This window comes from Agriterribacter humi (genome assembly GCF_009192765.1).
Classification (GTDB): domain Bacteria; phylum Bacteroidota; class Bacteroidia; order Chitinophagales; family Chitinophagaceae; genus Agriterribacter; species Agriterribacter humi.
The window spans coordinates 38,842-63,381 of sequence record NZ_VOHQ01000018.1 but is presented as its reverse complement, the minus strand read 5'-3'; the positions used below and the strand labels follow the sequence as shown (position 1 = coordinate 63,381).

Here is a 24,540-nt window from a genome sequence, read left to right as displayed (position 1 = left end):
TTCCTCTTTTATGAAACAAAACATGCATTTCCTCCAATTGTTTTCCCTTGCTTTGTTGCTCAGCTTTACGGCTTGTAAAAAAGATAATCATTCGGTTACGGAAAAAGATGACCCCGAAATTTCGGTCCATGCTGATGACGAGGCTTTTTTTACATCAGAGACCGACGCGGTAGTTTCTGATGCTAATCTGGTGCTGGATGCCGGATCGGTCAGCCCCAGGCACCAGGATAATATTATTTGTGATGCTTCTATAGCGGTTGATCTGTTGAACAATCCGCAAACCATTACCATATCCTTTAATGGCGGAGAATGTTTGGGAAGCCGGACCCGGGAAGGCGTTATTGTTTTATCAGCTCCCACGGGTACACAATGGAAAAATGCGGGAGCGTCATTTAAAATCGAATATAAAGATTTTAAAGTGACACGAAAGAGAGATAAAAAGAGCATTACGATTAATGGTGAGCAAACTTTCACCAATGTGAGTGGAGGATTATTAGTGCAATTGTCATCACTGGAATCCATAACACATACGGTTTCCAGCACCGGTTTAAATGTTGCATTTAATAATGGTGGAAAGCGTAGCTGGCAGGTAGCCCAGCAACGCGTGTTTACCTACGATAATGGCATAGTAGTCGCGGTTTCAGGTACCCATACTAAAAGCAATGATAACACGATTGCTGTTTGGGGAACCAATCGTTTCGGCTCTGCATTTACCAGCGCAACCACTGATCCTTTGGTGATTCGCCAGGATTGTAACTTTCGCTTAACCAGCGGTGCAATACAACATACAGTTGGATCAATAACCGCCACAGCTACTTTTGGACTGGATGCCGGTGGCAACCCCGTATCATGTCCTTCCGGGAATTACTATTACAAATTAGTATGGGCAGGGCCTAACGGAAACAGCGTTACCGCGATGGTAGCTTATTAGGACAGGTATCGGCCGTCAGCTATGGGCTATCTGCTACCGGTGGGTGAGTACTATCTACAAGGCGGATACTTCTTTTCTTGTATTGCCTCGGATTTGAAATTTGTGATTTGATTTTTATCCACCACTGCGGACAGGTTTGTTTTTATTATTTGTTGCCTGGTACCTTGCTATAAGGTATCGGGTTCCGCTTTGAGCAGTACAAAGAAGGAGTATTCATTCGATCATTAGTAGTTTTACACTGATTGCTGAAAGCCGACCGCTGACAGCCCTTCGGATTCCGGATTTATCGTTTCGGATTTTATCCACCACTGCGAACAGGATTGGTTCTTGTTATTTGTTATTTGGTTCTTTTTCCATATTACCTTCGTTCAAAATAATAGCTGCTATGCTGCACGCCGCTTTACTTGAACATTTACAGCAAAGGTTCACTGATTTTTTTTCTTCCCCAACATCCATACATCAATATAAGGCTGTATATGGCGGGGACATCAACAGGTGTTTTGTGCTCGAAACAAACAAGGGCAATTTTTTCATTAAGGTAAACGCTTCCATATTTGGATTAGATATGTTTGAAAAGGAAGCCAGGGGATTGATACAACTGGCAGATACAGGAACCATAAAAGTGCCGCGTCCGCTGTTTGATGGTAAATTTAACCAGCAGATTTTCCTGGTGATAGAATATATACAACCGGGGCAGATGTCCAAACATTTCTGGGAAGGTTTTGGCGAAAGCCTATCCCGGCTCCATCATAAAAGCGAAGATATGTTCGGTTTGGGCTATAATAATTATATTGGTAAGCTGGTGCAACCCAACCACCAGCACAACAGTTGGGCGGATTTTTATGCAACAGAGAGAATATTACCGCTTGCACGCAAAGCACATGAAAAAGGAATGCTTGAGGCGGAACATCTAACTGCCATTGAACAAATTTGCAATAAACTGCATGGCATTTTTCCGGAAGAAAAGACATCGCTGCTGCACGGTGATTTGTGGAACGGAAATTTTATTACAGACACTGACGGACAAGCGGCAATATTTGATCCTGCCCTATATTTCGGGAACCGGGAAATGGATATTGGCATGAGCCTGCTCTTTGGAGGATTTGACTCAATATTTTATGAAGCATATGAACATCATTTCCCGCTCCAGCCCGGCTGGCGGCAACGTGTGGCGTTATGCCAGTTGTACCCGCTGCTGGTACATTTATTATTGTTTGGCGGAAGTTACAGGGAAAGAGTGGTTGAAACGCTCAATCAATATAAATAGGAATACCAAATAGCAAGGAAGCTGTCAGCATTCAGCTATGAGCAAAAAAGAAATTCAGCCTGTCGTTAGCAGGCTTCTGATAGCTGACAGCTGTGCCTGATACCTCACACACGCATTTAATCGTTTACATCAAACCATACTTTTTCTTTGTTATCCCAGTTACCATTATAATTGATGGTTAATTCTTCTCCGGTATGAATTGCTCTTACGGTTTTGATGTACATGATATGATCATCATAATCCATAAAATACTCACAGTTCGACTGGTAAGCATGATTATATACGGCAATATAGCCAAGCGCCATACAGCATTGATCCTTATTTTTTCCCCATACGAAAATATAATCGTGTAAAAGGGTTTGATCCAGCAGTTTCCTGTCTTCCCCGGTCATTACAATTACGGGAGATATTTCTATAATCGTTCCTTCTGCTATTTTTTTGCGGGTAAAAACGCCCCGTCCTTTATCTTTGGTGTTATCTATATACAGGTATTCAGAAAGCATATCAGGCAAAATAGATTTGGTTTCCCAATGCAGTTACAGGAGCGATGCTCAAAGCTATTTCTAATTTTGCAACATCAAAATAAAAATTATGTCCTTCGAAGAGGAAACAATTTCATTGCAGGATCAGTTTGATGAAGCCATTGCTTCCAACGATAAATTAACCGTGCAGGATTTTCTGAATAATCAGAACATCAGTGATGTGGCGCAACTCATCAGCGACAATGAGGAATATGAAACGCAGATCATCTCCATTCTTTCTCCCCACAGGGCGGTAAGTACTTTTAAAATATTGGATGTACCCGAACAAAAAAGGATCATCAAATCATTGCCTCCGCTCAAAACCGCCGAATTGCTCAATGAGTTGCCGGCAGATGACCGTACCGCTTTCCTGGAAGAGATGCCTACAAGTGCGGTAAGAGAGCTTATTAAACTGCTTGATCCGGAGGAAAGAAAAATAACGCTGGCGCTGCTCGGATACCCCGAAGGATCCGTTGGGCGTTTAATGATACCAGACTATATAGCGGTGCATGAAGACTGGACGGTGGAAGAAGTGCTGGATGAAATACGTACGGAAGGAAAGCATATAGAAACGATTGATGTAATTTATGTTATTAATGAAAGAGGCGCTTTTGTAGATGATATCCGGATACGGGAGATCATTCTGGCTAACCCCGATACTATTCTTTCGGAGATAATTGACAAACGTTTCATTGCACTGAATGTACATGATACCCAGGAAGAAGCCAATAATATATTTAAAATGAACAATAGGGTAGCCCTTCCCGTTGTAGATGATAACAATATATTGCTGGGCATTGTAACCATTGATGATGTGCTTTGGGTTGCCAACGAAGAATTTACGGAAAATATGCAAAAAATAGGCGGTACCGAAGCATTGGATGAACCCTATCTTGAAATGCCTTTGTTTAAGCTTTTTCGTAAAAGGGCAGGATGGCTGGTTGTTCTTTTCATGGGGGAAATGTTAACAGCAACGGCTATGAGCTATTTTGAGGACGAGATCACCAAAGCAATAGTGCTGGCCCTATTTGTACCGCTCATCATTTCCAGCGGGGGTAATAGCGGTTCGCAGGCGTCCACTTTAATTATTCAGGCAATGGCTATGGGCGAAGTATATATTTCCGACTGGCTGCGGGTATTGAAAAGAGAAATATTATCCGGGCTGATGCTGGGTACAGTATTAGGATTAATTGGTTTTATGCGTGTAGAGCTGTGGTCGTATATTTTCCCGGATGTATATGGCGTTCATTCGTTTTTTATAGCGCTCACAGTAGGTTTTTCTTTGATTGGCGTGGTATTGTGGGGAACGCTCAGTGGTTCCATGCTACCCCTTTTTCTTAAAAAGCTGGGCGCAGATCCCGCCGCATCATCCGCTCCTTTTGTGGCTACCTTAGTAGACGTTACCGGGCTGATTATTTATTTTTCTATGGCTTATATTTTCCTGCAGGGCATTTTACTCTGATATAAAATAATCTTCATGAAAAAAATCAGTCTTTTTTTTCTTATACTTTTTGCAGGTTCCTTCGTCTTTGCCCAGTCGCTGGCACCACTGACTGTTGAGAAAATTATGAGAGACCCCAAATGGATAGGCGTTTCTCCCTCAGATCCACTCTGGAGCGCAGATGGGAAAACGTTGTACTTTAACTGGAACCCGGACAAGGCGCCGGCAGATTCGTTGTATTATATTACAAGTGAAAATAACATACCGCAAAAAGTAACTGTATTTCAAAAGCAGAATATTGTATACGCCCGTGACATCCGGTTTAATGCAGACCGAACGATGTATGTATACGCCAAAGACGATGACATCTTTATCGTGAACAGCAAAACAGGCAAAATAAAGCGCATTACTCAAACAACACTGAAAGAATCCAATCCGTCATTTTCATTTAACGATACGAGAGTAATATACCTGAATGATCATAATGTATTTGCCTGGGACATAACCAATGGCGAAATCATCCAGCTAACCAATTTCCAAAAAGGCAATCCCCCGCCTGCAACAGACAGCAATAAAAAATTAAACAGCCAGCAAGAATGGCTGAAGAAAGACCAGTTGCAATGGATGGAAGTATTAAAGGAGCGAAAGGAAAAAAAAGATGCCAAAGCAGCATACGAAAAAAACCTGCCGCAGAAAAAGATACTGAAACCCATTTATACCGGTGATAAAACAATTTCCGGTATAACGGTTAGTTCCAACGCAAGATTTATCACCTATATTCTTTCTAAGCCTGCGGGTAATACCCAAAAAACAATTATACCCAATTATGTAACAGCAACTGGTTTTACTGAAGATATTAATGGACGCACTAAGGTTGGCGCTGCCCCGGATTCAAGCGAATTGTTTGTATTCGACCGCGAAAAAGATACGGTAATAGCCTTTAAAACGGATTCAATACCCGGTATACTGGATTTGCCCGATTATGTAAAGGACTACCCGGAATTATTGAAAAAGAAATCAAAGCGTAAGCCAAGGGCAGTGCGTATATCAAATCTCTCATGGTCTCCCAATGGCAATTATGCGGTGGTGGATATAGATGCTCATGATAATAAAGACAGGTGGCTGATGAAATTAGATGCGGCTACAGGCACTTTATCTTTGTTAGACAGGCAGCGCGATGAAGCATGGGTAGGCGGACCCGGTATCAACAGCACGAATACGGGATGGATCAACGCGACCGATTTTTGGTTTCAATCAGAAGTCACCGGGTATTCGCATGTATATATAATAAATGTTGTTACAGGCAAAAAAACAGCCCTTACTTCCGGCCAATACGAAGTACAGAAATGCTTGTTATCGGGCGACAAAAAACATTTTTACATCACCACCAATGAAGTGCATCCCGGCGAAAAGCAATGCTATCGTTTGCCCGTAACCGGTGGGAGGGCTGAGCGCATAACTACAATGACAGGCGCCAATGATGTAATACTATCGCCCGGCGAAAAACAAGCAGCGATATTGTATTCGTATACCAACAATCCATGGGAATTATTTTTGCAGGACAACAGTCCCCGTGGAAAAACGGAACAGGTTACTTTTAAGGCGCAAAGCGATGAATTCAAAACCTATCCCTGGCGCGAACCGGAACTGGTGAGCATTACAGCGCGGGACGGAAAGCAGGTGCCGGCAAGATTATACCGCCCCGCTCATCCTCACCCTTCCAGGCCAGCCGTAATATTTGTACACGGTGCAGGCTACCTGCAGAATGCACACAAATGGTGGAGCAGTTACTTCCGCGAATACATGTTTCATAACCTGTTAGCCGATAACGGCTATTATGTGCTTGACATGGATTACCGGGCCAGTGCGGGTTATGGCCGCGACTGGCGTACAGGCATATACCGCCACATGGGGGGAAAGGATTTAACCGATAATATTGACGGCGCAAAATATCTTACGGAAAAATGCGGTGTTGATCCGAAACGCATAGGTATATATGGTGGTTCCTATGGTGGGTTTATCACGCTCATGGCGCTGTTTACATCACCCGGTACATTTGCGGCAGGCGCCGCATTACGACCGGTAACCGACTGGGCGCATTACAATCAGGGCTATACTTCCAATATTTTAAATACACCATCGGAAGACAGTATCGCCTACCGCAACAGCTCGCCTATATATTTTGCAGAAGGCCTGCAGGATCATTTGCTGATTTGCCATGGCGTGGTAGACGTTAACGTACATTTCCAGGATGTGGTACGCCTCAACCAGCGCTTAGTAGAATTGGGAAAAAACAATTGGCAGGTAGCATTATATCCCGTCGAAGATCATGGCTTTGTGGAACCATCAAGCTGGACGGATGAATATAAACGCATATTTAAGTTATTTGAAGAAGTACTGAAGTGATACTAAGGAGAATGCTCCGGTAATTGTCAATATAAATAGAAGCTCGTGATATGAAAAATTTGAATATTCACTATTTTCAGCACGTACCTTTTGAAACCCCTGGTTGTATTGAGAACTGGGCTATACAGCATGGCTATGCCCTAACGACAACCAAATTTTATGAATCGTCTTATAGCCTGCCCGATATGGGAGGTATAGATGTATTAATTGTACTGGGAGGCCCAATGGGCGTTTATGACGATCATCTATTCGAATGGCTGACTATAGAAAAAAATTATATAACAGCAGCATTGCAGGAAGATAAAAAAATACTGGGTATTTGTTTGGGCGCCCAGCTCATTGCTGCCAGTGCCGGCGCTGCGGTAAATACAGCCCCCCATAAAGAAATAGGCTGGTATAAAATAAGTCCGGCAAAGCAGCTTGAAAAAATACCCTGGTTATTTGAAATCATTAAAGATGAACCTGTAGTATTTCACTGGCATGGCGACCGGTTCCGGATACCGGATGGCGCAGAGAATTTAGCCTTTTCAGAGGCGAACGATAACCAGTTATTTATGCTAAACGATAACGTATTGGGTATTCAGTTTCATTTAGAAATAACAGAGAGTGGCTTAAGTGAAATGATCAAAAACGGCGCCCACGAATTGAATCCCGGTACTTTCGTTCAATCTGCACAGGAAATTACTTCCCGCCGGACTTTTGTAAAAGACAATAATGAAAGAATGTACCGGCTCCTGGATCATTTCCTGTTAAAGCAGTCGAAAGATGCACTCCGGCAATCATAATCACAAACTTCAAATCAGCAACGTATAGTATTTGGGTTATGAAAAATATTTTAGTTACCGGCGCTACCGGTACTTTAGGACGGGCGCTCATAAAACAATTATTAAAACAGCACTTCCAGGTGAATGCCTTAAGCTCCCGGCAAAATCCGTTGCTTCCCCCGGAAGTTAAAATATATAGGGGCGACCTGGTTACCAATAGCGGCTTAATAGAAGCGGTACATAACAATGATGTGATTATTCATTGTGCCAGTGATCCTGCAAATCACTGGCAGGTGGACGTAGCAGGCACCCGGTACTTACTTGATGCTATTGGAAAAAACCGGGACATTCATTTTATTTACATATCCATTGCAGGCATTGAGAAGAGCGATTACTCTTATTATAAAACCAAGAAGGAAACAGAGGATCTGATCAGGGAGTATGGCCTGCCGTGGTCGGTTTTGCGTACCACCCAGTTTCATTCTTTCGTCCTCAAATTCATTGAATCATTCGATAACAATAAAGAACAACCAATAATCATTCCGGAAGGAATGAGGTTTCAGTCTGTTGATATTGCAGAAGTTGCCGGCCGTCTCACAGAACTGATCAAAGAAGGTCCACTGGCACTTTTACCAACAATGGGAGGTCCCGAAGTGATTTGTTTCGAAGAAATGGTGGAAATGTATTTGCAAATTTTCGGACGAAATAATATTATTCAGGTTAAGCCGCTCCGGGCAGCAAGATATGATCTCTTTCGTTCCGGTGTAAATCTTTGTCCGGAACATGCTGACGGCAAAATAACCTGGAAACAATTTCTGCGTTCACAACTACTTAAAAGGCGTATTGAAAGATAAAATTATGCAAGGTAGTATTTCAATAAAAATGTAACTTGCCTGATGGGCATGAACACCGATTATCTGCTGATCGTTATTTGCAGCGTTGTTATTTTATCTTACCTGTTTTCTATTATCAGCCGTTATATTAAAGTGCCTTCCGTATTACTATTGCTTTTTGGCGGCATTCTTTTTCGCTGGTTTGGCGACCTTAACAACATTACCCTGAACATTCCTGATAAAATGGTGGAAATTTTAGGTGTAATAGGGCTCATCATGATTGTACTCGAAGCAGGGCTCGATTTAAAGCTGGGTAAAGACAAACTGGTGTTGATCAGGAATTCTTTTTTTTCAGCGCTCTTCATATTTATCCTGTCGGCTGTATTGCTTACTGCTATTCTTAATTACTGGTTAAAAGAACCTGTGATTAATTGCCTTGTATATGCCATTCCGCTATCTATTATCAGCAGTACAATTGTTATCCCCAGCATACACGCCCTTACGGAAAGGAAAAAAGAATTTCTGGTATATGAAGCTTCATTTTCAGACATTATAGGGATACTCGCCTTTAATTATTTTACAGCACCGGAAGTGCTTACCTTAAAATCTTTTGGCGTTTTCGGTGGAAATATCCTGGCATCAGTTATTCTTTCGTTTGTGCTATCGTTTGTGCTGTTTATGATCATGGCAAAAACAAAACTGAATATCAAATTCTTCCTGATTTTTGCACTGCTGATCCTTATATATACTTCAGGAAAACTACTTCACCTGCCTTCATTGCTGATTATTTTAATTTTTGGTATGATGATCAATAACTGGGAAATGATCCGGTGGGGATGGCTTAAAAAACTTTTTCCTGTTAAACAGATAGAGCCAATAAGAACCCTTCTCCATTCCATAACCGCGGAATCATCTTTCCTTATAAGAACCTTTTTTTTTATTTTATTTGGGTATTCTATCAGCCTTAAATTTTTAAATGAAGAAGGCGTGTTAATTGTTGGAGGTATGATTGTTGCCGCGTTGTTTGCAATACGGCTTTTATACCTTCGTTTTTTTGTGCAGACCAATGTTTTTCCCGAATCTTTTTTTCTGCCGCGCGGACTTGTAACTATTGTTCTTTTTTATAAAATTCCCGATCATTTAAAACTGTCGGCTTTTAATGAAGGCATACTGTTTTTCATTATTCTCACTACCAGTTTAATTATGACGGCCGGCATGATTTTTTATAAGAAAAAGCCGGAGCAAATATTAGAAGAGGGAACTTTTTCACAGCATAAAAGCATACTATAGAAAATAACCGGAGAGTGCTGCGGTTGATTTAGAAGTACAATTTTTTGAATACTGAAGCCCGTACAATATTTTTCAAAAGGACATAACCCGTTATTATCCCATTGTGAAATACCTGAAGCAATACAAATAGCTGGTTTTTTTTTTATAATATTGCGCAATCGTTTGCGTTAATAGCATACTTATCAATTCATTAAAATATTTCAAAAGTTAATTATGTGTGGAATTGTTGCTTACATCGGACACCGTCAGGCTTACCCCGTAATCGTTAAAGGATTGAAGAGATTAGAATACCGGGGCTACGACAGTGCGGGAATAGCACTGGTAAATCACGGCTTAAAATTGTATAAAAAGAAAGGTAAAGTAGCTAATCTTGAAGAATCAACTTTAGGTCAGGATCTCGAAGGACATATCGGGATCGGCCATACCCGTTGGGCCACGCACGGTGAACCCAGCGACAGAAATGCGCATCCGCATCGCTCCGCTAATGGTAAACTGGCCATGATACATAACGGCATCATTGAAAATTACGCTTCGCTTAAGCAGGAGTTAATTAAAAAGGGATATCAATTTCATAGCGATACAGATACAGAAGTACTGCTTTATTTTATAGAAGACATTCAGAAAAATAACAGCAGCACACTGGAGGAAGCATTGCGTATCGCTTTGAAACGTGTTGTGGGTGCTTATGTAATTGTGCTGATAGATGAGGACAACCCGGATACGCTCATTGCTGCAAGAAAAGGCAGTCCGCTGGTAATAGGCATTGGAAAAGGAGAACATTTTTTAGCCAGTGACGCTTCACCTATCATAGAATACACAAAGGAAGTGGTATATGTTAATGATTATGAAATTGCCATCATTAAAGCGGATGAACTGATATTAAAAAACCTGGGCAATGAAAGACAAACACCTTTCATTCAAAAATTAGACCTTGAACTGGCTGCTATAGAAAAAGGCGGATACGATCATTTTATGCTGAAGGAAATTTTTGAACAACCCCACACCATTTATGATTGTTTAAGAGGAAGGCTGGATGCGGCGCAGGGAACCATCACCATGTCGGGCATTCAAAACAATATGGAACTGATTAAAAACGCGAACCGTATACTCATCATAGCCTGCGGCACTTCGTGGCATGCGGGATTGGTGGCTGAATATGTTATTGAAGAATTATGCCGCATTCCCGTAGAGGTAGAGTATGCTTCTGAATTCAGGTACAGGAATCCCATCATACACAAAGGAGATATGATCATTGCCATTTCGCAAAGCGGAGAAACTGCAGATACGCTGGTGGCTATAGAAAGAGCCAAAGAACAGGGCGCTGTTATCCTGGGCATTGTAAATGTGGTAGGGTCATCTATTTCACGCATCTCGCACGCCGGCGCATACACTCACGCGGGGCCAGAAATTGGTGTGGCCAGCACCAAAGCATTTACCGCACAGTTAACTGTGCTTACCATGGTTGCGCTGATGATCGCTAAAGAAAGAAACACCATCAGCCACGATCGGTATATACATCTGCTCAACGAATTAAATGAAGTACCTGAAAAAGTAAAACATGCGCTTGAAAATGCAGATCATATAAAGGCGGTGGCCTTAAAATATAAAGACGTATCGGATGCGCTGTTTTTAGGCCGCGGGTACAATTTTCCGATAGCGTTGGAAGGTGCGTTGAAGCTTAAGGAAATATCTTATATACATGCCGAAGGCTATCCCGCTGCAGAAATGAAACATGGTCCTATTGCACTGGTAGATGAATCTTTGCCGGTGGTATTTGTAGCTACAAAAGATACGTATCACCAAAAAATCATCAGCAATATACAGGAAATAAAGGCCCGCAAGGGAAAGGTGATCGCTGTAATTACGGAAGGAGACGAAACCATTACAGAAATGGCGGATGATGTGCTGCCCATCCCGGAAGCAGATGAATTAATAGCCCCCATCATCAGTACCATTCCTTTACAATTGCTTTCCTATTATATAGGCGTAGCCAGGGGATTTGATGTGGACAAACCGAGGAACCTGGCCAAGAGTGTAACGGTAGAATAAGATGCAGTAGTGAGTTGTGAGTAGTCGGCGGTGAGTGAATTGACTGATACCTGACACCTCATACCTGGAACCAATCTCAAATTTAAAATTTCAAATCCGTGTATGAACCAGATCAACAAAAAAGCCATTGATTCATTAGGGTACAATTTTATTGTTTCCGAATACCTCCCGGAAGGAAAAGACGAATACCATCTGCGCAATATTCAAAACAGGAACGGTATTCAATACAGGGGATTAACGGCATGGGAAATTGAGGTGCTGGTACGCAACCGCAATGCTTCCGACGACTGGAATAAGATACTGGTATCAGATGCTTTCAATCCTGAGCTGGTAAAAAATTGCAAATTCTTCGGATTGGTGCGCATTGGCAAATTAGAAGCGTATTACCTTGAGTATCATAACCTCCGTATGCCCGTGGGCTTATACAACAGTACGATCATCAGTTGCGATTTTGGTGATAATGTAGTAGTGGATAATGTGAATTATCTTTCTCATTATATTATAGGCAGCGAGGTAATATTGGTGAATATCCATGAACTGGCTACCACCAGCGCGGCTAAATTCGGCAATGGCATTATTAAAGAAGGGGAAAATGAGAATATCCGCATCTGGCTGGAAATATGCAATGAAAACGGGGGAAGAAAGGTGATCCCTTTTACCCGGATGCTTCCCGGCGATGCCTGGCTGTGGTCTAAATACCGGGATGATGAAGCGATGCTTGAAAAATTCAAATGGTTTACGCAAAAAGAATATGATGTACAAAGAGGGTACTATGGCAAAATAGGCGATCGTACCATCATTAAAAATACAAGCATAATCAAAGATGTGTGGATTGGCTCTGATGCTTATATTAAAGGCGCCAATAAATTAAAAAATCTCACCGTCAATTCTTCTTCCGAAGCACCATCGCAAATAGGAGAGGGTTGTGAAATGGTGAATGGCATTATAGGATTGGGATGTAAAGCGTTTTATGGCGTTAAAGCCATTCGTTTTATCATGGCTTCACATTCGCAGCTAAAATACGGAGCGCGGCTGATCAACTCATATCTCGGCAACAACTCTACTATTTCCTGTTGCGAAGTATTAAACTCACTGATCTTTCCATCGCACGAACAGCACCACAACAATTCCTTTCTTTGCGCAGCCACGGTAATGGGACAAAGTAATATGGCTGCCGGGGCAACCATAGGGTCTAATCATAATTCACGCAGTGCAGATGGCGAACTGGTCGCCGGCCGTGGCTTTTGGCCAGGGCTGTGCGTAAGCCTTAAACACAATTCCAAATTTGCTTCTTTTAATATCCTGGCCAAAGGCGACTATCCATATGAATTGAACATCCCCTTCCCCTTTGCATTAATCAGCAACGATCTTTCCGATGACCAGTTGATTGTGATGCCTGCTTACTGGTTCATGTATAATTTGTATGCCATTGCACGCAACGAATGGAAATACCGTGACCGGGATGCACGCATTGAAAAAGAACAACGTATCGAATTTGAGGCTTTGGCGCCCGATACCATTAATGAATTGATAGATGCCCTCCAATTGTTGGCCCTGTACACAGGGAAAGCCTTTTCGCAAAAGAAAAGCCCCGGGAAAAAAATAACGGATAAAGAATATATTAAAATCGGGAAAAAGCTTTTAGAAGAAAATGATAAGATTATTAATGAACTGGAGATTGTGGCGGATGGATTGGAGAATAGTGACCGGAAAACCGTTATTATTAAGGTACAGCAGGCGTATACAATATTCAGGCAACTGGTAATATACTATGGAACCGTGCAATGTATTGCACAGTTTCTGGAAAACGATCTTAAAAATTTTGCTGCGCTTATCAAGCAACTGCCCCCCGTTCCCAAACGAAATCAATGGATTAATGTTGGCGGGCAGCTTATACCTGAAGAAGAAGTAGAAAAGTTCAGAAAGCACGTTCGTGCAGGTAAAATAAAAAGCTGGGATGATGTACATGCCTTTTATACCATGCAGGGCCAGGCATATGATGCCGACAAATTTGAGCATGCTTTCGCGGCATTATTAGAAGTGCTTGGCATTTCCGTTACAGGATTTACCCCGGAAATTTTTAAGCAAATATTACTTCAGTCTGTACAAACCAAAACATGGTTAACAGATGGTATTTACGAATCCAGGGCGAAAGATTATACCAATCCTTTCCGTACCATGATTTTCGACAACAAAGAAGAGATGGATAATGTTTGGGGGAAATTGGAAGATAACAGTTTTATTGCCATGCAGCAAACGGAATTAAAGGACTTTAAAAAGAAGGTGAGCGGTTTGATCAGATTGCTGAAATTATAGTGCAGGTTTGTGCCGTAATATGTACTGCTGTGTTTAAATTATTCCACAATTGATTTTTGCATTACATAATCATTCATAAAATATCCATTGCCTATATCAGTATCTTCCTCCCGCACAACTGTAAAACCCAGCCCGGAGTAAAACGCTCCTGCCTTATTATGCCGGTTCACATTTAATTCAAGTATTATAGCGCCTGCAGACCGGATAGATTGAATGATATGTTCAATTAGTTTTTTACCGGTTCCTTTGCCCTGCTGATTTTGCAGCACATAAATTTTATGGAGCCTGCATACTTGTTTATCAGGCGTAGATGACCAGGAAGCAAAACCCACTGGTTCATCATCGTCACAGGCAATAATAAACCGGTGCTGTTGTGTATTGATCTGATGTTGCAATGAAGATTCGCTGTACATCATCTCCAGCATATATTCTACTTGTTCTCTGCTTAAAATATCCGAATAGGTTTGGGGCCAAACGGCAAGTGTTAATTTCCGGATCAGTGGTATATCCGCTGGTACTGCTTTTCTGAAATGGATCATGCCTGCAAAATTCGGGTAAATTTTCTGCTAAACGCCGTTGCTGATAGCAATTTCAACTCCCTCCTTACTCCCCGGGTATGATCATACGAAGTTACACATGCGTTTACATATTTGGTTTCATTGGTCACTTCAATTCTAGCCCGGGTTATTTTATTGACAAGTTCGTGTCCTATGCTGTTTTCCACAACAGGCCGCAGCAGCAGGAAAAGTACCAAGTAATATCCTGGCCATAAAGCGGAATGCGCATTTTACAGGGAGGCAAAAATATTTGGATAATAGTTCAATAATAAATGAAAGCAGGCTAATAAATGGTATTTTGTGGCATAAAAGAAACTGGCTACTCTTGAATGGCAGTCAATGTAAAACCTCAGACAGCGACAAAATGAAGTTTCTTTTTGTTCTTTAATTTTAAAGCATTGTATATGAAAAAGCGTTTTCTTTTCAGGCTTTTCCAGTATGTTCTGTTGCCGGCTACTATGATCATGGTGTATTCCTGCAAAAAAGACAATAACGACATAGGTTCGGGGACCGGCTATTATATGCGTTTTAAAATTAACGGAACGCAGGTAGAGCATAAAGGACAGGTAGAAGGCACTTTTGATAAAGTAACGGCATTGCAGCATAATACTTCTCTTGCGGGACTGAAAGATGCGGGTGCGGCCACTAAAAATAATATGACTTTATTGCTGGCTACCGAAAATGAAACCCAGCCAGGCCTTACCTATACAAGTTATACTGCCGGCACATCCGGTACGCAAAAAGCCAAGCTTGTAAACCTGGTGTATATTGATGAAAACGGAAAAAATTATCTCTCGTGGATGGAAGAATTTGCGCCAGCCCTGCCCCCCGGAGCAGAGACGAAAGCGACAATAAAAATTACGGAGGCAGCATCAGATTATATTAAAGGTAGTTTTTCAGGCGCGCTATATAATGAGAACTACACTACAAAACTCAATGTTACAGACGGGGAATTTTATGCCCGCCGGTATAACTGAACGAGCGCAATTGGCAGGCAGGATAGTTTAGCATAAGGCAAGAAAAATAAATCAGTCGCTAAAATCGGTGCTGCTCCTCTATTTTTGCGGAATCTTTTTGCGCTTGTATTATTTATTATTAAAAATGAACACAATGAAAAAGTTTCTGATCGCCTTCAATATTGTATTTGTTTTGAGCTTCTCTGCAGTGTCGCTGAAGGCACAGGATGGGAGCAGCTATAAAAGCGGGATCGGGTTGCGTGTTGGCGGCGGGTATTATGATATTATCGCCGCTTCATTTAAAACCTTTGTTACTGATCCGGGGGCTATTGAAATAAATATTGGGTTCAGACCTTATGGATATACAGGGTATAATTGGGTTAATCTTTCTGGCTCGGTTTCCTACCAGCATCATTTTCCAATTGGTTCCGTGGAAGGACTGAAATGGTTTGTTGGCGGAGGTTTAACCGCTTTTAATACTTTTTCTAAATACGAAGATTACAAAGGATTTGGTTTAGGCGTGTTTCCTACAGGCGGCGCAGATTATAAATTCGGAAATATCCCATTGAACGTAAGCGCCGATTTCCGTCCTACAATAGCACTGATTAAGCCCTATAGCTATTACAGTAGTTTTTACGCCGGCAATGTGGGCATCTCTGCTCGTTATACTTTTTAATACCCAATAAAACAGCATTCCGATAAACCGTGAGTTTGAAATCATTTCGAACCACGGTTTTTATTTATACAGAAGATGCTCCGCACCCCATACCTAAACCTCATACCTCATTCCTCACACCTTCCCCCAGACACCCATCATAATTTCTGCTATTTTTTTCATAAGAATTAACATTGGCCATTTTTTAAAATAGAGATAAAATTGAACTCTGAAAAAAGGCATTTTTATGAGTATGCCTGAGCGTGTTATTAATTTTTTGATTGCTTATTTTATCTCTTATGCCTGAATGTATTTACCAGAACGACGCTGCCTGCTGGCGACAGTTGAAGCAGGGGAATACAGAAGCCCTGGGATACCTGTATGATACTTATATTGACAGGTTATTTCATGCAGCTTTAAAAATGACAGACAACCGGGAATTGGCAAAAGACGCCTTACAGGAAATTTTCATTGAAATATGGCATTACAGGGCCAGTATCGGGGATGTTAATCATTCTTACAGCTATCTTGTAAAAGTGCTGAAAAGCATTATTCTGAAAAAAGTTAAACGTAAAGTGGTTGTAAATGAACTGCATGATAATGAACAACGGTTGCAGGAAGATGAGAATATAGAAGAGATCATCATTTCATCTGAAAGGATTACCGAACAAAAAAGTCGTTTAAATATTGCATTGGCACAGCTCACATCCCGTCAAAAGCAGGTAGTGAGGCTTCGGTTTTTTGAAGGTCTTACTTACGAACAGATCGCCATAAAACTCAGCATGAACTATCAGTCTGTTAACAATCTTGCCTTCCGGGCTATGATCAATCTGCGGAAGCAAATGTGCTAAGGACTTAATGTGATTAATATGTTATACCTCTTTCCCCCGGCCCCTTATCCCAAATTTCACAAATTTTACTACCCCCGCGGGTTTAAAACTTGCGGGGAAGTAAAACTCCTCACAATAATTTAAGCTATTTTTTTTATAATAATTAACATTTGTTAGTCTGCATAATTTGGATAAAATTGATCTTTATTTCAACTATAGGTATACACCTACTTATTGAGGATACATGAATATGATTTCTTTAAACCACTATTAATTTTTCAAAAACTATAAAACAGATGCATATCCCTGGCTAAAAAAACTACAACTTTGTAAAACCAAAACAATTATCACAATTCATCACATCAACCGTTTGCTCATGAAAAGAATTTTCAAAGCATTTGCTTTACTACTGCTTATTGCTCCGGTATTTTTAATGGTGTCCTGCAAAAAGGAAGAGCCAAAAAAAGAAGACCTGGCTTCGATTAAAAAAGGCTGGGTAACCGGTACCTGGAAACAAACGGATATTACATTAGCCTATCCCATTCCGAACCCGTTTGGTGGCGATGACCTGCCTGTTGGAACCAGCCTGCATATTTTAGCGTCATTTTTACCCTTAACCGGACCACAGATTACAGCAACACAGGGTAACATTTTTACTTTTGATTCCAAAGGAACTTTCAGCATTACCGGAAGTACTGATTTTATGATGCCCAATGCCGGTAATACCGGCACCTGGAATTTGCAGGTATACGGCTCAGCCCTGCATCTCATTTCATCCGATGGTAAGGATACGCCGTTATGGATTGAAGACATTAATGCTACCAATATGAAGCTGGGTTCGCTGAGCAATACCATTTATGTTGCTGAAGTGGATGCAGATATACCCGTGTATTTCATCTTTGAAAAACAATAATCCGAATTTTAAGTCATCATTTATTTACACAATCAATCGAACTGTTATGAGAAATTGCTGCTTTACCATCAGGCTGCTATCCCTGTTTAGCCTGGTAATCTTTTTACATCCGGTGGCGGCGCAGGATATGGCATTATTATCCGGCTCACCCCAAAATAACAAGAGTAAATTATTTGCACACAACAAAGTGCCCGCCCTTCTGCAAACCGCAAAATCCACTCATGCCGATTTTGTTGTAAAGGGTACGGTTAAAGATGAGAACGGCCCTGTAGCAGGTGTAACTGTTACAGAGAAAGGAACAAATAACGCCACTACAACAGACGAGAACGGATTGTTTTCACTGAATGTTAAAAATGGCAATAGCACTTTAGTGTTTAGCGCCGTGAGTTATAAAACGATTGAAACGGCAATAGCGGGTCGTTCCAATCTTACCGTAACAATTGAAAATACAGCACAGGAACTGTCGGGTGTAGTGGTAACTGCACTTGGTATTACAAGGGAAAAAAAATCTCTGGGTTATTCTGTAGAACAGGTAGCCGGCAAGGAAATGAATCGTGTGGCACAGGAAAATGTATTAAACGCGATGTCGGGCAAAGTAGCAGGGGTTACGATCAATCAAACGGGTGGGGCCGGCTCTTCGGTAAGTATGATTATCCGTGGCGCTACTTCATTGAGCAGCGATAACCAGCCTTTGTTCGTAATAGATGGCGTTCCTATTGCCAACACGTTGAATAATGTTAGCCAGGTAGGTAATGATAACAGGGTAGATTATGGAAATGCGATAGCTGGTATTAATCCTGATGATATTGAAAACGTGTCTATTCTTAAGGGGCCGAGCGCGGCTGCACTGTATGGTTCAAGAGCAGGCAATGGCGTAGTACTGATTACCACCAAGAGTGGGAAGGGCGTTAAAAAAATGACAGTTAATTTTACATCGAACACTGTTTTTGAGAAGCCCTATAAATTCCTGAACTGGCAAACAAGGTTTGCAAGCGGTGTTTTCCCTGCCACACCAGTTTCTATTTCAGGGAATATATTATCTGATCCACTGGGTGTTTCCGATCCAAGGTTCAATCCCGATTATGTAATTGTGGATGAATCAGGTGGCGCCGGCGGCCCTGAACTGGATAGAGGCTATTATGCTATACAATGGAATAGCCCGCTCGATGAAAATGGTAATCAAATTCCTATTCCGCTGGTTTCTCATCCCAACAATGTCAAAAATTTCGTGCAAACCGGGCTTACAACTACCAATGGGGTTTCCGTAGCCAATAGTACCGAATCCATGAACTACCGTATTTCATATGCCAATATGAGAAACAAGGGTATCATTCCTAATTCAGATCTGTTCCGCAACACCCTTAATCTTAATTCAACGGTTAAAGTAAGTAGTAAATTCAGGTTGAGCACCAATGTAGACCTAAGCCGTAATAATTCCAATAATCGCCCTGCTGGTGAAAGAGGTGCAAATCCGCTGCAATGGGCGTATGCCGTTTCACCCAATACAGATATGCTTGATTTAAAAGATTACTGGGTTCCCGGGCAGGAAGGGCTGGTACAACGTTCACAGCATCCTGATTTCAATAATCCATATTTCCTGGCATACGAAGTAAATAATTCATTTGTGCGAGACAGGGTATATGGAAATATTAAAGCCGACTGGCAGGTTACAAGAGACATAAGCCTGATGTTTCGTTACGGACTGGATAATTTTAGTGAAAAAAGAGAAACCAAAATGGCGAATGGCTATACCGAAGACCCCCGTGGCGCATACGGCATAACCAATATCAGGAGTTTTGAGGGAAACGCAGATTTCCTGGCAACCTATAAAAAAGATTTCGGTGGTTTCAGCCTTTCGGCTTCTGTAGGTGGCAACACACGCTATCAAACCGGAAGTTCTGAAAGAACAGCAACTAAAAACGGAACAGGCCTGGTCGTTCCAAATGTGTTCACCATTCAAAATATCCTTCCTGCAAATCTTGATTACAGCAGCTACCTTTATGAGAAGCAGGTTAACAGTGTGTATGAAATGGCCACGCTGGGCTTTAAGGATATGGTCTATCTTGATCTCAGTGGCCGGACCGACTGGTCGAGTACATTGCCGGGGGCAAAAGCTTATTTTTACCCATCGGCTTCTTTAAGCGTATTGGTGAATGAAATTCTCGGTATCAGGTCTCCCGACATTAATCTTATTAAATTAAGAGGTGGCTATGCACAGGCTGGTAATGATGCCGGTGTTTATCAACTGATATCGGTTTTGGGTAATGCCGGAACATGGAATGATGTGCCCCGGCTTGCTACATCGGGTACATTGCTCAATCCCGATCTTAAACCCGAACTGGCTGTATCCTATGAAGCGGGCATTGATATCAACTTATTTCAAAATCGTTTACGTTTTGCGGGCACCTACTACACGGTTGATAACAAAAACCAGATATTCAGTACAGGCTTGGCTCCCTCTACTGGATTTTCTTCAAAGAATATCAATGCCGGGCTGTTGAGAAGTTCAGGTATTGAACTTACATTAGGCGGCACACCTGTTCAAACAAGGAACTGGAGATGGGATGTAAGTGTGAACCTTACCCGTAACCGTACTAAAGTAATGGAACTGGCCGATGAAATGCCTTACTTCACCTACTGGTCAGATGCCAAAGGGGGTGCTTATACTTTCCTGGGAGAGGAAGTAGGTGATATTTATGGAAATAAACTTCGTGTAGTCGAAGATAAAGGATCTCCCTATTATGGATACCCGCTATTAGACAATGGAAATGAAGACGGCGCTAAATGGGTGCAACTGGATGCTTTGGCAACCAGGAATAAAATAGGAAACTTTAATCCGCGTTTTATAATGGGCGCTCAAACTTCTGTTAGCTGGAAAAACTGGACGCTGAATATGACTTTTGACTGGAGGAATGGCGGTCAGTTTGTATCACAAACCTACAGGTATGGTATCGAAGACGGCAGAGCGGGGCTTCAGTTTGACAATTTTATTGATCCGGGTACGATGACGGGCAAGGAATTGCGCGATTACTTAGTTGCCCATGAAGATGAATTAATAAAAGTACATAATGGAAGATTTTTGCGTGTAGGATGGCCTACACCGGAACGGGCGAGCTATCCGGTAATTATCTCCGGTTTTAACCTGCCTTATGGAGGAATGTTTGCCCCTGGTGTTTACGCAACCGGCTGGGATGCTGATGGAAACCCAACAGGATATGCAGAAAACCTGGGAGAAAATATACTGGGGCTGGATGATCCCGGTAACCCCAATAAAACCATACCTATGTTGTATGCTGTAAGTAATCCATGGGAATTCATGGAACCGACATTATTTTCTGCTTCTTACATTAAACTTAGGGAGCTGTCTCTTTCATATGCCCTGCCAGCTTCATTGGTTCAATCTTTCAAAATGCAGGATATCAGCTTTTCTGTTTACAGCAGAAATATTATCTTATGGACAGAAGCAAAAATTGGCATTGATCCTGAAAATGCTTTCCAGCCAACAACAGGTGTGCAGGGAGGAATTCAATTTAAACAAGGGATAGAAAGATACAATGTTACACCATGGTCAATACCAATAGGCGTTAAACTGAATATTACATTTTAAGCTATTCCTAAACTATTCAACATAGCAGATATGAAAAAGATATATATTACAATATTAGTGGTGTTTTCAGCCATTGGTTTTTCCTGTACCAAACACCTTGTAGAGTTGAATGAAAATCCTAATGGTGCAGACCCTTCTTCAACAAATCCTAACCTGGTATTATCAACTGTATTATCAGAAGCCGGAAGAGCCTTTGTTGGACTCGGTTACCAGGATATTGCAGGAGTGATGCAGCATACGCAAAAAGATGGATGGGGAGGCGGACATAATAACTATGACTGGGGCAACAGCAATAGTTGGACAGGATATTATGATATTTTAAGAAACAACCAGTTTGTGTATGACAAGGCGGTAGAATTAGATTATCCTTTGCAACAGGGTATAACACTGGTAATGAAAAGCCTGATGTTTGGATTGATAACCGATTTATATGGCGATGCTCCTTATACCCAGGCATTAAAAGGCGAGACAGGCGGAGCCGAATATACATTCCCCGCCTTCGATAGCCAGCAAAGCATTTATGAAGGTATTTTGGCAGATCTGGAGAAAGCAAATACTTTACTTTCTGAATCGCAGTTCAACAGTACTGTAGGATCTGCAGATATATATTATGGTGGTGATGCCGCCAAATGGAGGAAGTTTGCCAATTCATTAGCCCTCCGGTATTATATGCGCATATCAGATAAGTTGCCTTCGGTAGCGCAGGCAGGAATTGAAAAAATAGTCAATACTCCTGATCAATATCCCATCATTAAGAATGCATCCGAAGATGCAGCAATGGGCTTTCCGGGCAATAGTGATGGCGATTCATGGCCTTCGTATGCAATACCACAATCGGATAGTAGCAATTACAGGCGCATAAAAATGGCTAATACGCTGGTAAAAGCTTTGCTGGAAAGAAATGATCCAAGGATAGCAGTTTGGGCTAATCCTGTGGAGGTTTCAATCTATGTTGATGCCAGCCTTACCGGCAGTATCAGTAAAACGGTATATGATACTACTATAAATGGCGTAACAAGAAACGCAGTGCGGATAGTTTCTCCTGATTACCTGGCTTCCAGACAGCTCACGCTGAATGATATAAACCAGGATCCCCATTACGTTGGCCTTCCTGTTGCTTTAAATGCTCCTCAATTATACAACCTTAGCCCGGATCCGCAGCAGTCCGCCCACAATCCTCATGTCTCCTGGGTGAATGCCAGGTTTGCCAAGGGTAATGCTGGTGGCTCCAAAGTAAGGCTAATGTCGGCCGCAGAAGTTCATTTTATCCTTGCAGAAGCATCAGCCGTAAAAGGGTGGAATGCGGGTGATGCTGAAACGCACTACAACCAGGCTATTCAGGCATCATTTGAAGCATGGGGACTCAGCGCTTCACAAGCCGCGGATTATGTTGCACAGCCTGAAGTTGCTTTTGATGGCTCGCAGGAACAAATCATTACCCAAAAATGGATATCTACCTGGTCTGTTGCTACAGAGGCGTGGTTTGACTGGCGCAGAACGGGTTACCCTGAATTGCATGGCGTGGAACTTAGAACTGTAGCAAAAGAATTACCTCTAAGATTCTACTATCCCGTTGAAGAACGGAATCTTAATGGTACCAATGTGGAGGCAGCAAATGAAAACCTTGAAAGTACACCATTATCGAATTTTGGTGGTAATGGTACCAAAAACAGTCCGTGGTCAAGACCCTGGGTTATTCAGGGAACTGGCAAGCCATGGTAGGGGTAGGGTGTAAGGCCTAAAGGCATTGGGTATAGGGCAAAAAACTGTTCCACCCTACACCTTCCACCTTTTTTCCTCACAAAAGTCCAAATATTGTTGCAGATATTTTGTCAGAGAGATAATTGTTTATAAGATGTATGTAAGAGTATTTATTTTTTTTCTGTGTATCATTGGTTTTATACCTGGTTCCTACACCCAAACATTCAAAGCCGGCGCTGCAGTAAGGGTTATTACACCCAATCCTTTACTACCGGTATCCGGCGGAGTTGGTACACCAAAGCCGGCAACCGTAAAGCAGGGCGATTTGTACGCAAGGGCATTGGTGTTTGAAAAGGGACCCACAAGAATTGCAATTGTTAACATTGATAATTTAGGTTGGCCTTCGGTGTTAGGCAACAAATCACGTGCATTGATCAAAGGCATTGCACCCGAAAATATTCTTATAGGCGTTACCCATACCCACAGCGCTCCCGATGCTTATGGTTTTCCTGATGAAAAAGGCACGTCGCATGCCGACCTGAAATATTTGGACTGGTGTGTGCAGCAAATTGCCGATGCGGTAAATGAAGCGGTAAGCAAACTTGAGCCGGCTTCATTAAAAATAGCCGTAGATGAAGCCAAAGGAAAGATCGCTTACAATTATTACGCTCCCCAGTTGTATGATCCGCGTTGTGGCGTTATACAGGCAATAGCAACTACCGGTAAAAATAAAAACAGCCCCATTGCCACATTGATTAATTATGCAGTTCATCCTGAAATAATAGGCTCATCACAGGGCATTTTAAGCCCTGATTTATGCGGACCATTGTATCATCGGATTGAATCTAAGGCTGGTGGCGTTGCACTCTTTATGAACAGTGCGCAGGGTGGGATGGTTACAGCAGATAACCGTTTGGAAAAAGGCGAAGCCAATGACTGGCAGGAATGCATACGCATTGGCGAACTACTGGCAGATGAAGCCTTGCGTATTGTTGCTGACGCCCCTATGCAATCCAATCCGGATATCTATTGCGCATCAAAGAAGATAAAGTTTCCCATTGATTCGGATATTATGAAATATATTCTCAGCCACTCGCCGTTGAAACTGGCGGGTGAAAATGCTGATGTCAATTCGGCTACCACACAAATCAACCTGCTTAACATTGGAACAGCGCAGGTACTTACTATACCGGGCGAAGCCCTGCCCAATATCGGTTATTATGTAAAACGTCATATGCCTACCAAACAACCGTTTCTTTTTGGCTTAACCAATGACGCATTTGGCTATATCCTTACTAAAGTTGATTTCAACAGCTTTAAAAGATATGATTACGTGAGCCGCACCAGCCTTGGCGAAATGACAGGTGATATATATATAAACGAAGTGTTAAAGTGGATTAAGGAAAGTCCGGCGCCGGCCAAGTGAAATACATTTAGACAGTCCGAAAATGAAAATAAAAAACAAAGTACCAAAGAAAAAGCTCCAAATAAATTCGAAGAATA

At 41.9% G+C, this 24,540-nt stretch carries 18 protein-coding genes; 16 read left to right on the top strand and 2 right to left on the bottom strand.

All coding sequences use genetic code 11. The features are described 5' to 3' along the window. Positions 1-10: 10 nt before the first annotated feature. Both FRX45_RS21360 and FRX45_RS21355 read left to right on the top strand, forming a co-directional pair. A complete protein-coding gene (locus FRX45_RS21360; RefSeq protein WP_152270522.1) occupies positions 11-931 on the top strand; it encodes a hypothetical protein in 921 nt (306 codons plus the stop codon). A gap of 385 nt (positions 932-1,316) precedes the next feature. Then, positions 1,317-2,198 carry a fructosamine kinase family protein gene (locus FRX45_RS21355; protein WP_152270521.1) on the top strand — a complete coding sequence of 294 codons (882 nt, stop codon included), beginning with the start codon at positions 1,317-1,319 and terminating at the stop codon, positions 2,196-2,198. Positions 2,199-2,314: 116 nt separating this feature from the next. On the opposite strand, the gene FRX45_RS21350 is transcribed toward FRX45_RS21355, so the two are convergent. Beyond that, positions 2,315-2,701 (bottom strand): SET domain-containing protein, encoded by a 387-nt coding sequence (locus FRX45_RS21350; protein WP_152270520.1) that lies wholly within the window; start codon positions 2,699-2,701, stop codon positions 2,315-2,317. 88 nt (positions 2,702-2,789) lie between these two features. Here FRX45_RS21350 and mgtE point away from each other — a divergent pair, with 88 nt between their 5' ends. The 7 genes from mgtE to FRX45_RS21315 all read left to right on the top strand — a co-directional run bounded on the left by mgtE (position 2,790) and on the right by FRX45_RS21315 (position 13,818). Next, a complete protein-coding gene (mgtE, locus tag FRX45_RS21345; protein ID WP_152270519.1) occupies positions 2,790-4,181 on the top strand; it encodes a magnesium transporter in 1,392 nt (463 codons plus the stop codon). 15 nt (positions 4,182-4,196) lie between these two features. Continuing rightward, positions 4,197-6,566, top strand: a complete 2,370-nt coding sequence (locus tag FRX45_RS21340) for a prolyl oligopeptidase family serine peptidase (RefSeq protein ID WP_152270518.1) — start codon at positions 4,197-4,199, stop codon at positions 6,564-6,566. Positions 6,567-6,616: 50 nt separating this feature from the next. Then, complete coding sequence (locus FRX45_RS21335) at positions 6,617-7,351, top strand: type 1 glutamine amidotransferase (RefSeq protein ID WP_152270517.1); 735 nt, start codon at positions 6,617-6,619, stop codon at positions 7,349-7,351. A gap of 38 nt (positions 7,352-7,389) precedes the next feature. Then, positions 7,390-8,184, top strand: coding sequence for an SDR family oxidoreductase (locus FRX45_RS21330; RefSeq protein ID WP_152270516.1), 795 nt, complete (start codon positions 7,390-7,392; stop codon positions 8,182-8,184). 48 nt (positions 8,185-8,232) lie between these two features. Beyond that, positions 8,233-9,453: a cation:proton antiporter domain-containing protein gene (locus tag FRX45_RS21325; RefSeq protein ID WP_193311803.1), complete on the top strand. Its 1,221-nt coding sequence runs from the start codon at positions 8,233-8,235 to the stop codon at positions 9,451-9,453. A 213-nt stretch (positions 9,454-9,666) separates the two neighbouring features. After that, positions 9,667-11,502 carry a glutamine--fructose-6-phosphate transaminase (isomerizing) gene (gene glmS / locus FRX45_RS21320; RefSeq protein ID WP_152270514.1) on the top strand — a complete coding sequence of 612 codons (1,836 nt, stop codon included), beginning with the start codon at positions 9,667-9,669 and terminating at the stop codon, positions 11,500-11,502. Between the two features lie 102 nt (positions 11,503-11,604). Beyond that, on the top strand, positions 11,605-13,818 hold the full coding sequence (locus FRX45_RS21315) for a DUF4954 family protein (RefSeq protein ID WP_152270513.1): 2,214 nt from the start codon (positions 11,605-11,607) through the stop codon (positions 13,816-13,818). Positions 13,819-13,856: 38 nt separating this feature from the next. On the opposite strand, the gene FRX45_RS21310 is transcribed toward FRX45_RS21315, so the two are convergent. Beyond that, on the bottom strand, positions 13,857-14,357 hold the full coding sequence (locus tag FRX45_RS21310) for a GNAT family N-acetyltransferase (RefSeq protein ID WP_152270512.1): 501 nt from the start codon (positions 14,355-14,357) through the stop codon (positions 13,857-13,859). Positions 14,358-14,779: 422 nt separating this feature from the next. On the opposite strand from FRX45_RS21310, the gene FRX45_RS21305 reads away from it, so the two are divergent. From FRX45_RS21305 to FRX45_RS21275, 7 genes are all read left to right on the top strand, one after another. Continuing rightward, the gene (locus FRX45_RS21305) at positions 14,780-15,352 is read left to right on the top strand and encodes a hypothetical protein (protein ID WP_152270511.1); all 573 of its coding nucleotides are present in this window, start codon (positions 14,780-14,782) and stop codon (positions 15,350-15,352) included. A 133-nt stretch (positions 15,353-15,485) separates the two neighbouring features. Beyond that, on the top strand, positions 15,486-16,007 hold the full coding sequence (locus FRX45_RS21300) for a hypothetical protein (RefSeq protein WP_152270510.1): 522 nt from the start codon (positions 15,486-15,488) through the stop codon (positions 16,005-16,007). A gap of 278 nt (positions 16,008-16,285) precedes the next feature. Continuing rightward, positions 16,286-16,837 carry an RNA polymerase sigma factor gene (locus tag FRX45_RS21295; RefSeq protein ID WP_152270509.1) on the top strand — a complete coding sequence of 184 codons (552 nt, stop codon included), beginning with the start codon at positions 16,286-16,288 and terminating at the stop codon, positions 16,835-16,837. Positions 16,838-17,192: 355 nt separating this feature from the next. Next, positions 17,193-17,729, top strand: a complete 537-nt coding sequence (locus FRX45_RS21290; RefSeq protein WP_152270508.1) for a hypothetical protein — start codon at positions 17,193-17,195, stop codon at positions 17,727-17,729. Positions 17,730-17,775: 46 nt separating this feature from the next. Further along, complete coding sequence (locus FRX45_RS21285) at positions 17,776-21,336, top strand: SusC/RagA family TonB-linked outer membrane protein (protein ID WP_226805504.1); 3,561 nt, start codon at positions 17,776-17,778, stop codon at positions 21,334-21,336. Positions 21,337-21,366: 30 nt separating this feature from the next. Beyond that, positions 21,367-23,058 (top strand): SusD/RagB family nutrient-binding outer membrane lipoprotein, encoded by a 1,692-nt coding sequence (locus tag FRX45_RS21280; RefSeq protein ID WP_152270507.1) that lies wholly within the window; start codon positions 21,367-21,369, stop codon positions 23,056-23,058. A 133-nt stretch (positions 23,059-23,191) separates the two neighbouring features. Then, positions 23,192-24,463 (top strand): hypothetical protein, encoded by a 1,272-nt coding sequence (locus FRX45_RS21275; protein WP_226805503.1) that lies wholly within the window; start codon positions 23,192-23,194, stop codon positions 24,461-24,463. Positions 24,464-24,540: the final 77 nt, after the last annotated feature.